Raw genomic sequence first — 14,134 nt, 5'->3', positions numbered from 1 at the left:
TATTCTAAAAAATATGGAAAAATTTTATTTAAAAGAAGAAACTTATCGAATAATTGGAATCTGCATGGAAGTCCACAAAATATTAGGAAAAGGACATAGTGAAAAAGTTTATGGTGATGCTTTGGAATATGAGTTCCAAAAAAACCAAATTCCTTATTCGCGTGAAGTAAAATACAATATCGAATACAAAGAAATCATTTTACCCACATACTATTATGCTGACTTTGTTGTTTTTGAAGAAATTATTTTGGAATTAAAAGCAATCAAAGAACTTACTAGTAGTGAAGTAAAACAAACTCTAAATTATCTGGCTGCTTCAAAAAACAAAGTTGGTTTATTAGCCAATTTCGGAGAAGACAGTTTAAAATACAAACGAATAATACTATAATTAATTTACTATCATTAAACATATCTTTTTCAAAACACAATCTGTGATAATCTGTGAAATTTGTGTTTAGTTTTTTTTTTTACATATAGTCTGTGAAATCATTATTTAAACTTATCCTCAATACCATCCCTCGCCCCTTACTTATTCGCTTAAGTTATGTGGCGCGTCCTATTATCGCATTTTCATTAAAAGGAACTAAATATACCGATCCTATCGACGGAAAAAGTTTCAAATCGATGTTACCTTATGGTTATGAAAACCAAAGAAACAATGTACTTTCACCTAGTACACTTTCACTGGAAAGACATCGCCTACTTTGGTTATACCTAAATGAAAAAACCGATTTTTTCACAGCACCAAAAAAAGTATTACACTTTGCACCGGAGCAGGCTTTTTACAAATTGTTCCGTAAACAAAAAAATCTGGATTATACAACAACCGATTTGTTTTCGCCATTGGCAGATGTAAAAGCCGACATTTGTAATCTACCATTCAAAGACAATCAATACGATGTTATCCTTTGCAACCACGTTTTGGAACATATTCCGGATGACACCAAAGCCATGCAGGAATTGTATCGCGTGTTAAAACCGGGCGGAATGGCTATTTTACAAATTCCACAAGATTTAAAAAGAGCAACTACTTTTGCCGATGACAGCATCACTGATCCAAAAGAGCGTGCTAAAATATTCGGACAATACGACCACGTTCGTATTTACGGTCGCGACTATTTTGACAAACTAAGAAACATTGGTTTCAAAGTAACCGAAGAGGATTACACTAACGAAATCAGTCCGGAATTAGTAGAAAAATACTGCCTGGCTAAAGGAGAAATCATTCCTGTTTGCTTCAAATAATTCACAAAAGAGAACCAAGAACGGCATAATATTCTATTGCTTATTTTGTTATATTTACACCAAGCAATCACATAATTATGCCTAAACCTTTTCTTTTTGGAATCTTATGGCTTTTCATTTTCAAAACAGCAACCGCTCAAATACAAAATGAAACAGCTCCGCCTTATCATATCAAAACCATCTCTTTTGTCCAAAACGGTCAAAATGTAATTCCTATATTTGAACTAGGCAGCTCTTTTGAATTCCAGTTTGATGATCTCTATGGAAATGAAGCTAATTATTATTACGAAATCATCCATTGTGATTACAATTGGAATCCGTCAACTATTCAAAAAAACGAATATTTACAAGGTTTTGACAATCAAAGAATTCAAAACTACACGAATTCCGTCAACACTTTACAAATCTATTCGCACTATAAATTAAATTTTCCAAACCAGTTTACACAACAGTTGCGACTAAGTGGCAACTATTTGCTCAAAATCTTAAACGATGACCGCGAAGTAGTTTTTTCACGAAAATTTATGCTTTACGAAGACAATGCATCAGTTCCTTTACAAATAAAAAGAGCCCGAAACGTTAATTTAATAGAATACAAACACAACTTGGATTTCTCCATAAAATCCAACAGTATTACTTTTCAAAATCCTTTAAAAAACATCAAAGTAACATTACTTCAAAACGGCAATTTCAGTACTGCAATAAATAATATTAAACCACAATATACCGTGGGAAATGATTTGATTTACAAATATGACAGCGAAACCCAATTTTGGGCTGGCAATGAATTTCTTTACTTTGAAAACAAAGACATCCGCGTAGCCGCTAACAATGTGGCGCGAGTGGATGCCAGCACGGACATTTACAACAGCTACTTATACACCAATAACGCCCGAACCAACTTCCCTTACACTTATTTTGAAGATATAAACGGAAATTTTTTGGTCAAAAATTCTAACGCTACGAATAATGAAACCGAAGCCGATTATGCCTGGGTTTATTTTAGCCTTTCGGCTCCCTCCTTCCGACTCAACAAAGACATTTATATTTCCGGAATGTTTAACAACTATAACTTATCGCCGGAATACAAAATGGATTATGATGAAAAAAAAGGAATTTATGAAAAAGCCATCTTAATCAAACAGGGATTTACCAATTACAAATATGTCATCGCCGATAAAAACGGAAACATTGATAACGAAAATGCCATCGACGGAAATTTCTACCAAACTGAAAATGAATATACTGTTTTAGTTTATTACAAAGAAAACACCGGACGCTATGACAGAATCATTGGAAAAGGCACCGCCAGCTCCCTAAATATCATCAACTAAAAAAAAATTAAAAATTAACAAATGCAAATGAAAATTTTGTAATTTTGCCCTTATTAAACACTGTTTTAATATATTAATCATGGTTTCTCAGATAACAAGAGGCATAAAAATCACCGTTTTGACTAGTTTTGAAGGCACTTACTTCAAAAACTACAAGATTCATTTTGCCTTTAGTTATCAAATCACCATCGAAAACCACAGCAAAGATTCCGTACAACTTACTTCCCGACACTGGGAAATTTTTGATTCTTTAAACAATATTGAAATTGTTGACGGAGAAGGTATTATTGGTAAAAAACCGGTTTTAAAACCAGGTGAAAATCACACTTACAGTTCCGGATGCTTACTTTCTTCTCCTTACGGAGCTATGAAAGGACATTTCAACATGATTAACTTTACCAATACTAAAACCTTTAAAGTAATTATCCCTACTTTTAGGTTGTGTGCTCCTTTTGCTTTAAATTAATTACTCCGTTAAACATTTTAAAACTTATTTATAACTCTTTATAAAAGTTTTAAGTAATCCTTTTGTATTTTTGTTAGCATACCTTTATTCTTAGTTTTTGAATAAAAATTTTCTAACCTTATCTAAAACTATTAGATAAAAAAAAACAAAAAACAATGCTAAAAGGATTTTTCAATGTACCGAAAGCTGTTAATGAACCAGTAAAAAACTACGCCCCTAATTCTCCTGAAAAAGCAGCAGTATTAGCTGCTTATAAAAAGATGTGGAATGAGAAAATAGATGTCCCTTTGTACATCGGTAATGAAGAAATCAGAACCGGAAACACCAAAAACATCACTCCGCCACACGACCACAAACACATTGTGGGAACTTATCATCTTGCCGAGAAATCACATATTGAAAAAGCAATTTCGAATGCTCTAGCATCAAAGACAGTCTGGGCAAATATGGCTTGGGAACAACGCGCTGCTATTTTCTTAAAAACTGCCGAATTGATTGCCGGCCCATATCGTGCCCGCATTAATGCAGCTACAATGATTGGCCAATCAAAAAATATACATCAGGCAGAAATTGACGCTTCCTGTGAGTTGATTGACTTTTTGCGTTTCAACGTAGAATTCATGACACAAATATATGCTGACCAACCTTATTCAGATTCAAGTGTTTGGAATCGTTTAGAATATCGTCCGTTAGAAGGTTTCGTTTACGCCATTACTCCGTTTAACTTTACTGCGATTGCAGCTAACCTTCCTGCCAGTGCAGCAATGATGGGTAACGTAGTGGTTTGGAAACCTAGCGACAGTCAGGTTTTCTCTGCCAAAATTATCATGGATATTTTCAAAGAAGCGGGACTTCCGGAAGGCGTTATCAATGTAGTTTTTGGTGATGCCTTAATGGTTACCGAAACGGTTCTTGCCAGTCGCGATTTTGCCGGCTTGCATTTTACCGGTTCAACTCATGTATTCAAAGACCTTTGGGCTAAAATTGGCGCAAACATTCACAATTACAAAACATATCCAAGAATTGTGGGCGAAACCGGAGGAAAAGATTTTGTTATGGTTCACCCAAGTGCCAATGTAAAACAAGCCGTAACTGGAATTGTTCGTGGCGCCTTCGAATTTCAGGGACAAAAATGTTCAGCTGCCTCCAGAGCTTATATTCCGCAGAGTTTATGGCCCAATATAAAAGAGCAAATAACCACAGATATTCAATCTATGAAAATGGGTTCACCGGAAGACTTCAACAATTTTATTACAGCTGTTATTCACGAGGGTTCTTTTGACAAATTAGCAAGTTATATTGAACAAGCCAAAAAAGATACAGATGCCGAAATTATTATCGGAGGAAATTACGATAAATCAGTTGGCTATTTTGTGGAACCTACAGTTATCCTGACTACCAATCCAAAATATGTAACTATGAAAACCGAATTATTTGGCCCTGTTCTTACTATTTACATATACGAAGACGCCAAATGGTCAGAAACTTTGGAATTAATCGATCAAACATCCAATTACGCGCTTACCGGAGCTATTTTCAGCAGAGACCGTTATGCTATTGAAGAAGCTACCGTGAAATTGCAAAATGCAGCCGGAAACCTTTATATTAATGACAAATGTACCGGAGCCGTGGTTGGACAACAACCTTTTGGTGGTGCCAGAGCTTCTGGAACCAATGACAAAGCCGGTTCTATGCAAAACTTATTGCGTTGGGTTTCCCCAAGAACAATTAAAGAAGTTTTTGTTAGTCCTGAAAATTACAGATATCCGTTTTTAGGAGAATAGTGTCATTGCGAGGAACGAAGCTATCTCATAACGAGAGCAACAAGTGTGATTGCTTCGTTCCTCGCAATGACTTAAACTACAAACTTCAAAGGCAAATGCACTACTTTCTTCGTTTCAAAGAATTCATCTTCGAAGAAATTGGCTAAATCATATTGGGTAGCTTTTGGAAAATCTTTGAGCTCTTCAGTTAAATCGCCTCCTTTTAAATACAGAATTCCATTTTTCAATTCGTGTTTTTGCTGCTTCTTGATTTTGGTTTTTACCCAGGAAACAAAATCAGGCATATTGGTCACCGCACGACTTACAATAAAATCAAAATCGCCTTTTACATTCTCAGCGCGAATTTGCTCTGCTTTTACATTTTTCAACCCTAAAGCATCCACAACTCCCTGCACTACTCTAATTTTTTTAGCAATGACATCAATCAGATAAAAACGGGTTTCAGGAAATAAAATCGCCAATGGGATTCCCGGAAATCCACCACCAGTTCCTACATCCAGCACATAAGTCCCTGGTTCAAACTTCATAATTTTAGCAATTCCTAATGAATGCAAAACATGTTTGGTATATAATGAATCAATATCTTTTCGGGAAATGACATTTATTTTTTCATTCCAATCGTGATACAAAGCATCTAATTTTTGAAATTGTTCTTTTTGAATATCGGTTAAGTCGGGGAAATACTTCAGAATCTCATCCATTGTTTTAAATTTTTAACAAAAGTACTATTTTTAAGTTTGAAATATTTAACTCAATTTTGCAGAGTTAAAATTTATAAATAATTATCTTTGGACGCTATTTTTGAATTGTATGAATACCAACCCACCAACATTTGCTAAGCAAGACAAATTAAAGTTCTTTAGAACGCTTAACTCTCGGGTTAACAATTACTTCAAAGAAAATAATATTTCAAAAGCAGGTAATTGGAAACTGCATGTTAAAGCGGTTATTCTCTTTACGGTCTTTTTAGTTCCTTATTTTTTAATTTTAACCTTAAACATGCCTTTTTGGGTGCACTTGCTATTGACTATTGTCATGGGAATAGGCATGGCCGGATTAGGAATGAATGTGATGCACGATGGTAATCATGGTTCGTATTCCAATAAAAAATGGGTCAACAAAATCATGGGCGGAACTATATATGTATTGGCAGGAAATGTTTATAACTGGCAGGTTCAGCATAATGTTTTGCACCATACATACACCAATATTCCGGGACATGACGAAGATTTAGAAGCCGGAAGAATCATCCGTTTTACTAAAAGTGCTAAATGGCATCGTTTTCACCGTTTTCAACATTATTATTCGGTATTTTTATACGGATTGCTGACTTTCAATTGGGCGCTTACTACTGATTTTAAGCAAATGCGCAATTATATCAAAAGAAAATTATCTTACGGTGAGCCTAAAAGTCCTAAAATCCTTTGGACCACTTTGATTATAACCAAAATCATTTATGCTATCATTTGGATTGTTTTACCAATCATCATCGGAATCGTTTGGTGGAAAGTATTAATTGGTTTTTTTGTAATGCATTATACCGCAGGATTAATTTTAAGTATTGTTTTCCAATTGGCTCATGTGGTGGAAGAAGCCGAAAACCCTTCTCCAAATGAATTAGGCGAAATGGAAAACACCTGGGCGATTCACCAATTATTTACCACGACAAATTTTGCCCCAAAAAACTGGCTGGTAAACTGGTACACCGGAGGGCTAAATCATCAGATTGAACATCATATTTTTCCAAATATCAGTCATATTCACTATGGTAAAATTGCAAAAATTGTTCGCGAAACCGCACAAGAATGTAACTTGCCTTATTACGAATACAAAACCATGAGAAGTGCCGTAATTGCACATTTCAAACATTTAAAGGAATTAGGAATGAATCCAGAAATGGCTTAAAAATAAACAAGCATTTTATGCTTGAAAAACAATTAATTAAAATAAATAATTAACCTCCTTGAATTTGGAATTAAAAATTCGAGGCATTCAACACTTTATTAATGAGTAATCCACTTTCAGACAGAATTAACAATCTTGCTACATCACAAACATTAGCAATGGCAGCTTTGGCGAGAGAATTAAAAGCCCAAGGTAAAGACATCATCAGTTTAAGTTTAGGAGAACCTGACTTTAACACGCCAGACTTCATTAAAGAAGCTGCTAAAAAAGCAATTGACGACAACTACAGCACCTATTCACCAGTTGATGGATATGCTGATTTGAAAGAAGCTATCTGCAGAAAATTCAAAAGAGACAACGATTTAGATTACAAACCAGCTAACATCGTAGTTTCTACAGGTGCTAAACAATCTTTATACAACATTGCTCAGGTAATGTTAAACGACGGTGACGAAGTAATTTTACCAGCTCCTTACTGGGTTTCTTATTTCGAAATCGTAAAATTATCAGGTGGAGTTCCTGTAGAAGTTCCAACTTCTGTAGAAACAGATTTCAAAATCACACCAGAACAATTAGAAGCTGCTATCACACCAAAAACTAAAATGATGTGGTTCTCTTCTCCATGTAACCCTTCAGGTTCTGTTTACAACAGAGAAGAATTAACTGCTTTAGCTAAAGTTTTAGAAAAATATCCAAACATCTATGTTGTTGCTGACGAAATCTATGAACACATTAATTTCTCAGGAACTTTCTGCAGCATTGCTTCTATTCCTGGAATGTTTGAAAAAACAATCACGGTGAACGGAGTAGCAAAAGCTTTTGCAATGACAGGATACCGAATTGGATACATTGGAGCACCGGAATTTATCGCTAAAGCCTGTACTAAAATCCAAGGGCAAGTAACTTCAGGAGCTAACTCTATTGCGCAACGTGCTACCATCACTGCTGTTGATGCTGATCCATCAGTATTAAACCACATGGTTCAGGCATTCCACAAACGTAGAGATTTAGTTGTTGGTTTATTAAAAGAAATTCCAGGAATCAAAATCAACGTTCCGGAAGGAGCTTTCTACGTATTCCCGGACGTATCTTCTTTCTTCGGAAAAACATTAAGAGGAAAAGAAATCAAAGATGCTAATGATGTATCGATGTATCTTTTGGCAGAGGCTAACGTAGCTACAGTAACCGGTGATGCTTTTGGTAACCCTGACTGTATCCGTTTCTCTTATGCAACCAGCGACGAATTATTGGTAGAAGCTTTAAGAAGAATTAAAGATGCTTTGGCAGGATAATACAAAGTTGGAAGTTAGAAGCTGGAAGACAAACCTAACTAGAAATATTCAGATTATAAGAAGCCTCAAGGAAACTTGAGGCTTTTTTTGGCACTAATTGACAATCAAATTCTCTTTTGACTCTAAATTCTGAAAAAACTAAATAAAATAGTATATTTGGATAAATGCTGTTTTTATCCTTAAAAATAAAAAGAAGCGTCACTCTAATTCCCAGTAATCAAACGATCCAAAAATGAAAGTAACTACTTTATTCAAAGAATTTTTTGAAAGCGAAAAATCAAGTGGAATTGCTTTAATAGCCTGCACACTGACTTCTTTATTTCTGGCAAATTCAAATTTTGGAGACAGTTACCAAGATTTATTTCACATTAAAATTGGCTCTCACAGCATTGGACATTGGATTAACGATGGATTGATGGCTATTTTCTTTTTACTTATTGGTTTAGAATTAGAAAGAGAAATCTACAAAGGAGAACTTTCGAACATCAAAAATGCCATGTTGCCTATTTTTGCGGCACTGGGCGGAATTGTTGTTCCGGCAGGACTATACCTGTTTTTCAACTACGGAACTCCTACCCAATCCGGAGCCGGAATTCCTATGGCTACCGATATTGCTTTTGCCCTCGGTATTCTGTCCCTTTTGGGGAACCGTGTGCCGGTAACGCTAAAAATATTCCTAACCGCTCTGGCCGTTATTGATGATTTGGGAGCTATCATTATCATTGCTATTTTCTACACAAAATCGTTATCCATACTCAATTTAGGAATTGCCTTAGGAATTTTCATACTGCTTTTAGCCTTCAACCGATTAAAAGTACGCAATCTTATTCCCTACTTAATTGGCGGCGTAATCATGTGGTATTTCATGTTGAATTCGGGAATTCATGCAACGATTACAGGCGTTTTACTGGCTTTTGCAATTCCTTTTGGTAATGGAGATAAAAATTCTACTTCCTATATTTTACAGCATTTTTTACACAAACCGGTAGCCTTTATCATTTTGCCGGTCTTTGCTTTAGCCAATACAGCCATCCTCCTTAGTGGTAATATTCAGGAAACTTTATCCGAAAACTACAGCATCGGAATTCTACTTGGTCTTATTGCCGGCAAACCATTGGGAATTTTTATTTTATCTTATGCCACAGTCAAACTGGGATTTTGTAAACTTCCTCCCGGTATTTCTTGGAAATCTATTTTTGGAGTTGGTCTTTTGGCAGGAATAGGTTTTACCATGTCTATTTTTATCACTTTATTGGCATTCGAAAATGAAACCATCATCAACAATGCCAAATTAGTCATTTTAATTTCTTCTCTAACAGCAGGAATATTAGGTTTTTTCACTTTAAAGCAAACTTTAAAAAAATAAGTTTCAAATATCCCTATACATTTTTCGGTACTTAGAGGGTGACATTTGCACAAACTTATTAAACTGTCTATTGAAGAAACTCAAATTATTATAGCCAACTTTATACCCTATTTCCGACGCCGTTAAATCAGTATTAATCAACATTTTGGTCGCCATACTTATTTTATATTCATTAATAAATTCAAAAAAAGATTTGCGAAAGGTTTTCTTGAAAAAACGACAAAAAGAATCCTTATTCATCGCTATTTTTTTAGCAACATCTTCCAGAGTAATCTGCCGATTGTAATATTCTTTGACATAATTATAAATCAAATTGACACGCTCACTTTCCTTCACCGTCAAATTGGTCGTAAAACCTTCTCCTGCCAGACAACCATGATGAGCTTTGGTCAATTCCTGTAAGATTTGCAAAAAAGACAACAGTCGCTCAAAAGGTGGCAAATCGATTAATTCCAACATCTTTTTTTCGACCAAAAGTGCCTCTTCTTTAGGAAAATGAATTCCACGTGAGGCCAATTGCATCATTTGCCTGATATGCTGAAACTCTTCTTTTTCTAACCAAGGAGTAAGCAAATCTTCATCCCATTGAATAATAATACAGCGCACTTCTTCCTTTTGCTCGCCAACCGTTTTCCAACAATGCGGCAAATTAGAACCCACTAAAACCAAATCGCCGTATTCAAAATTAGCCATATTATCCCCCACATAACGAATTCCACTGCTACCCAAAATATAAGTCAGTTCATACTGGGGATGAAAATGCCAGGAAGCTATAAACTCTTTTCCTTCAAAAATACTCGTCCGAAACGAACTCCCAGGCGAGGGACTAATACTTCGGTATTCTGCTTTCATAGACTCTAAATGAATGTAAAACTACAAAAATAACACTATTTTGAATCAATATAGTGTTTAAAATTGCTTTTATGGTGCAAATAGTGTTTATTTAAAAGTTGTACTATTGCAAATACTAAAACAACAATTGCATGAAGTCATCTATCGCCATCAGAGACGTAAAATTATACAAAGCCTCCAACACACTAAAAAAACCAATTGCCGACGCTACCCATACACTAACTGAAATCTCCTTTATTGTGATGCGAATTCAGTTGGAAAACGGCATCATTGGCGAATCCTATTTATTATCTTTTCAATATTCACCTAATGCCATTGTAGGTGCACTGAAAGATATTATTCCGGTTATCAAAGGATACAAAGCCAATGAAACTTCGGCTGTGTATCAAAAATTGGATGATTTAGCCGAATATTTTGGAAACCAAGGACTATTGCGTTGGGCTCAGGCGGCTATCAACATTGCGATGTGGGATGCCTGGGGAAAATTTCTGGGACAACCTATTCATAAAATTCTGGGAACACACAAAGAAAAAGTTTCTATTTACGGAAGCGGCGGCTGGATTTCCTATTCTATTGACGAATTGATCGAAGAAGTAACCAATTATGCCGACCGCGGATTTAAAGCCGTAAAAATTAAAGTAGGTTCGCCAAAAGTGAGTACTGATGTCGAGCGTTTGCGTTTAGTACGCGAAGCTGTGGGCGACAAAGTAGATATTATGATGGATGCCAATCAGGGAATGGATTTGCCATCAGCGATGAAACTGGCTCGTGAAGCCCGCGATTTAAACATCAACTGGTTTGAAGAACCGATTCATCACCAAAATTTTCAGGGTTATGAAATCCTGAAAAACCAAACCGGAATTTCTCTGGCTATGGGCGAAAGAGAATTTGATACCTTACCGCTACGCGAATTAGCCACTCGAAATGCCTTAGACATCTGGCAGCCGGATATTTTACGTATTGGTGGTGTCGAAGCCTGGAGAGAAAGCGCCGCACTGGCCAAAAGTTTCCACCTGCCGGTACTACCACACTACTACAAAGATTACGATGTTCCTTTGGTTTGTACCATTTCTAACGGCGTGGGTGTAGAATCCTTTGATTGGGTCGATCCGTTGATTGATAACCCAATGGTCGTTCAGGATGGTTATGCCAAACCGCACAATTTACCAGGTTGGGGATTTAGTTTTATCGATGACAGAATGAATGAAATTAAATTATAAAATAATTCTTTTCCGTATAAATAGTTTAAAATTTGAAGTATTGCTACTTCAAATTTTAAACTATTTTTTATTTATGAGGGTTCCCTACGGGCGGGCTATCCATTTCAATCTTTTATTTTTAAAGAAAAAAATAAAAGGATTTTCATTTCTATCCCTAACCCGAAACACAGACAAATCAAAAACAGGTAAACTTCCTCAATAATTAATAAAAATAATAACCCTAAAACAAAAAAGCTTTTAGCTATTTTGTAGGATATTTTTATATATTTGAAAAATAAATACAATACTAAATGATAGCCTTTTTACCAAAAAAAGAGATATATTAATGTTATTGAGTTGTAGGCACATAGAATTGCTACAAAACTAAAAACACCTAATATGAGCCAAAAAACCCGATAGAGCAGATTTGCAATCCGTGCCCACAAAGTTGAGCAACCCGAACGCAAAGCCCTAAAAAGTTGGTGGCAACCACAAAAGCACATTATAAATTAACAAATGATATGAGAGTAGAAAATTTTGAGCAAATTAAAACAGAAAATGAAAAATTTGTATGGACTGACAAACCTAACTTTTTGCCATTTATGGCAAGTTTAATTCCAGTATTTATATTCGCAATAATATGGGGAAGTTTTGATTTCTTCTTTTTTATAAAACCAATGCTCTTAGGCAAAGAGCATTCTTCGAGTGTTGATACTTTTGCAATTGCTTTTTTTGGTTTTCACCTCATACCAGTTTGGATAGCACTAATTTCATTGTTTTATCAACCATTGAATCATAAAAAAACATTTTATGCACTTACAGACCAACGAATATTGATTAGAAGTGGGGTAATTGGAACAGATTACAAATCATATTCATTGAAAAGTATTTCTGATTTAAACGTAAATGTTGGCATATTAGACAATGCTAATAATACAGGAACAATTAGTTTTTGTACTGGTCATTTTGATAGTAATGGCAAAGCTGAAAAAGGAAAATTGATAGGGATTCAGAAACCGTATGAGATTTTTAAACTTATTCAACAAACTATAAATTAAGATTTTATAAAGCAACATAATAACTCAAAAAAATCAATTCTTCAACAATCGAAACTCCGAAGGCGACATACCGCTATTTTTTTTAAACAAACGGCTGAAATAGGAGTAATCCTCATAGCCTAAGGCAAAAGCGATTTCGTTAACGGTCCCGTTTTTATCCAGCTGCATACCCGATAGCGCGAAAATGTTTTCCGTGCCCACAAAGAGGAGCAACTTGATGAGATCCTTCCTTCGTAAGGATGACAAGTTTGTGGTAAAAGTCAGAGCAACAAAGTTTCAATTCTTCAACAATCGAAACTCCGAAGGCGACATACCGCTGTGTTTTTTAAACAGACGACTGAAATACGAATAATCCTCGTAACCTAAGGCAAAAGCAATTTCGTTAACGGTCCAGTTTTTATCCAGCAGCATGCGTTTGGCTTCCAGAATAATGCGATCCACAATCACTTCGGTGGTTGTTTTTTTCAGGATTTCGTTGCAAATGCGGTTCAGGTGTTTTAAACTAATATTCAATTCAGAAGCATAAAATGCCGCCGATTTTTGCTGTTTGTATTTCTTCTCTAAAAGCTGTTCGAGATTTTTAATTTTCACATTGTACGAATGGGTTTCATGAACATAAATTTCATTGTATTTTCGAGCCAGCTCAATGTGAATACTATCCAAAATATTCATAATCTTATCCTGTTTCCACAATTGCTCCGATTGCATCTCGACCACCAAATTTTCAAAATAAGACAAAACCGTTTCCATTTCGGGTTTTTCCAATAGAATTTCGGGATTATTTTGAACCGAAAAATAAAAAGGATAATCATCAATTTTCTTTTTCCCAAAATACAGATTATACATTTCGGCGGTATAAAAAATAATAAATCCTTCAATATCTTCGGATAAAACCCAATGATGCATCTGTCCCGGTTGCAACACAAAAACACTTCCGGCTTTGATTTCAAATCGGTTAAAATCAATTTCATGAACGCCGCTTCCATGAGTAAAAAAGACAAGCAAATAAAAATCATGACGGTGCGGTTTTTCAATAAAACTATGGTTGACCAAATGATTTTTAAACGTATTGATATACAACTCCGTTGTTACCGAATTGCAATTAAACTGCTCAATACTATAAACAGGATATTTTTTCATTTTACAAAAATGTCTTTTTTGTGCTAGAATAAGCGAATATAGAAAATAGCCGGCATTTAATTGCTTAATACCTTTGTAAAAATATTCAAGCTATGTCAAATACCTTAACACATATTCTAAACAACGATTGTCCACATTGTCATCAGGGAAAAGTTTTCAAAGAAAAAAGCATTTTCTTTAAATTCAGTTTTCCTAAAATGAATGAATATTGTACACATTGCCATAACAAATTCCAAAAAGAACCGGGTTATTTCTTTGGAGCTATGTATATGAATTACGGACTAACAGTAGCACAGGCAATTACCACATACTGTATCGCGCAATTTTTCTTCAAAGAAACATTCGACCTGAGAATTATTCCCATTATTATGATTGTCATAGTGATGCTATCCACTTTCAACATACGATTTTCAAGACTTTTGTGGCTGTACCTGTTTAAGAATTATTCAAAATAAAAAAAAAACCGCTTCCCGAAAACAGGAAGTGGTTTTTC

At 35.2% G+C, this 14,134-nt stretch carries 14 protein-coding genes and 1 pseudogene; 11 read left to right on the top strand and 4 right to left on the bottom strand.

The window, feature by feature from the left end:
• The first annotated feature begins 13 nt into the window (after nucleotides 1–13).
• The 5 genes from B6A10_RS02445 (at nucleotide 14) to pruA (ending at nucleotide 4,829) form a co-directional block, all read left to right on the top strand.
• Nucleotides 14–388 (top strand): GxxExxY protein, encoded by a 375-nt coding sequence (locus B6A10_RS02445; RefSeq protein WP_188219591.1) that lies wholly within the window; start codon nucleotides 14–16, stop codon nucleotides 386–388.
• A 92-nt stretch (nucleotides 389–480) separates the two neighbouring features.
• Nucleotides 481–1,245 (top strand): class I SAM-dependent methyltransferase, encoded by a 765-nt coding sequence (locus tag B6A10_RS02440; protein ID WP_188219590.1) that lies wholly within the window; start codon nucleotides 481–483, stop codon nucleotides 1,243–1,245.
• Nucleotides 1,246–1,322: 77 nt separating this feature from the next.
• Nucleotides 1,323–2,579: a type IX secretion system plug protein gene (locus B6A10_RS02435; RefSeq protein ID WP_188219589.1), complete on the top strand. Its 1,257-nt coding sequence runs from the start codon at nucleotides 1,323–1,325 to the stop codon at nucleotides 2,577–2,579.
• A gap of 79 nt (nucleotides 2,580–2,658) precedes the next feature.
• Entirely contained in the window at nucleotides 2,659–3,045 is a 387-nt protein-coding gene (gene apaG, locus B6A10_RS02430) for a Co2+/Mg2+ efflux protein ApaG (protein ID WP_026712362.1), read from the top strand.
• A gap of 155 nt (nucleotides 3,046–3,200) precedes the next feature.
• A complete protein-coding gene (gene pruA, locus B6A10_RS02425; protein WP_188219588.1) occupies nucleotides 3,201–4,829 on the top strand; it encodes an L-glutamate gamma-semialdehyde dehydrogenase in 1,629 nt (542 codons plus the stop codon).
• 71 nt (nucleotides 4,830–4,900) lie between these two features.
• Here the strand turns inward: pruA and rsmG are convergent, their stop codons facing one another.
• Nucleotides 4,901–5,530 carry a 16S rRNA (guanine(527)-N(7))-methyltransferase RsmG gene (gene rsmG / locus B6A10_RS02420; RefSeq protein ID WP_055093695.1) on the bottom strand — a complete coding sequence of 210 codons (630 nt, stop codon included), beginning with the start codon at nucleotides 5,528–5,530 and terminating at the stop codon, nucleotides 4,901–4,903.
• 109 nt (nucleotides 5,531–5,639) lie between these two features.
• Between rsmG and B6A10_RS02415 the strand changes: the two genes are divergently transcribed.
• The 3 genes from B6A10_RS02415 to nhaA all read left to right on the top strand — a co-directional run bounded on the left by B6A10_RS02415 (nucleotide 5,640) and on the right by nhaA (nucleotide 9,392).
• Nucleotides 5,640–6,734 (top strand): fatty acid desaturase family protein, encoded by a 1,095-nt coding sequence (locus B6A10_RS02415; RefSeq protein ID WP_188219587.1) that lies wholly within the window; start codon nucleotides 5,640–5,642, stop codon nucleotides 6,732–6,734.
• 101 nt (nucleotides 6,735–6,835) lie between these two features.
• Entirely contained in the window at nucleotides 6,836–8,026 is a 1,191-nt protein-coding gene (locus tag B6A10_RS02410; protein ID WP_055093692.1) for a pyridoxal phosphate-dependent aminotransferase, read from the top strand.
• 232 nt (nucleotides 8,027–8,258) lie between these two features.
• The gene (gene nhaA / locus B6A10_RS02405; RefSeq protein ID WP_188219586.1) at nucleotides 8,259–9,392 is read left to right on the top strand and encodes a Na+/H+ antiporter NhaA; all 1,134 of its coding nucleotides are present in this window, start codon (nucleotides 8,259–8,261) and stop codon (nucleotides 9,390–9,392) included.
• A gap of 3 nt (nucleotides 9,393–9,395) precedes the next feature.
• On the opposite strand, the gene B6A10_RS02400 is transcribed toward nhaA, so the two are convergent.
• Nucleotides 9,396–10,244: an AraC family transcriptional regulator gene (locus B6A10_RS02400; protein WP_188219585.1), complete on the bottom strand. Its 849-nt coding sequence runs from the start codon at nucleotides 10,242–10,244 to the stop codon at nucleotides 9,396–9,398.
• 131 nt (nucleotides 10,245–10,375) lie between these two features.
• Here B6A10_RS02400 and B6A10_RS02395 point away from each other — a divergent pair, with 131 nt between their 5' ends.
• Both B6A10_RS02395 and B6A10_RS02390 read left to right on the top strand, forming a co-directional pair.
• Nucleotides 10,376–11,464 (top strand): mandelate racemase/muconate lactonizing enzyme family protein, encoded by a 1,089-nt coding sequence (locus B6A10_RS02395; protein WP_188219584.1) that lies wholly within the window; start codon nucleotides 10,376–10,378, stop codon nucleotides 11,462–11,464.
• A 461-nt stretch (nucleotides 11,465–11,925) separates the two neighbouring features.
• On the top strand, nucleotides 11,926–12,501 hold the full coding sequence (locus B6A10_RS02390; RefSeq protein ID WP_188219583.1) for a PH domain-containing protein: 576 nt from the start codon (nucleotides 11,926–11,928) through the stop codon (nucleotides 12,499–12,501).
• A 33-nt stretch (nucleotides 12,502–12,534) separates the two neighbouring features.
• Here the strand turns inward: B6A10_RS02390 and B6A10_RS02385 are convergent.
• Nucleotides 12,535–12,648 (bottom strand): annotated as a pseudogene (locus tag B6A10_RS02385) (helix-turn-helix domain-containing protein); the annotation flags it as partial.
• A gap of 129 nt (nucleotides 12,649–12,777) precedes the next feature.
• Complete coding sequence (locus tag B6A10_RS02380; protein ID WP_188219581.1) at nucleotides 12,778–13,641, bottom strand: helix-turn-helix domain-containing protein; 864 nt, start codon at nucleotides 13,639–13,641, stop codon at nucleotides 12,778–12,780.
• Between the two features lie 92 nt (nucleotides 13,642–13,733).
• Between B6A10_RS02380 and B6A10_RS02375 the strand changes: the two genes are divergently transcribed.
• Nucleotides 13,734–14,096 (top strand): DUF983 domain-containing protein, encoded by a 363-nt coding sequence (locus B6A10_RS02375; protein WP_188219580.1) that lies wholly within the window; start codon nucleotides 13,734–13,736, stop codon nucleotides 14,094–14,096.
• Nucleotides 14,097–14,134: the final 38 nt, after the last annotated feature.

The sequence above is a fragment of the Flavobacterium pokkalii genome, from assembly GCF_014596575.1.
In the GTDB taxonomy this organism is placed as follows: Bacteria; Bacteroidota; Bacteroidia; order Flavobacteriales; family Flavobacteriaceae; genus Flavobacterium; species Flavobacterium pokkalii.
The sequence above is the reverse complement of the archived record's forward strand: the minus strand, read 5'-3'. Positions and strand labels throughout refer to the sequence as shown.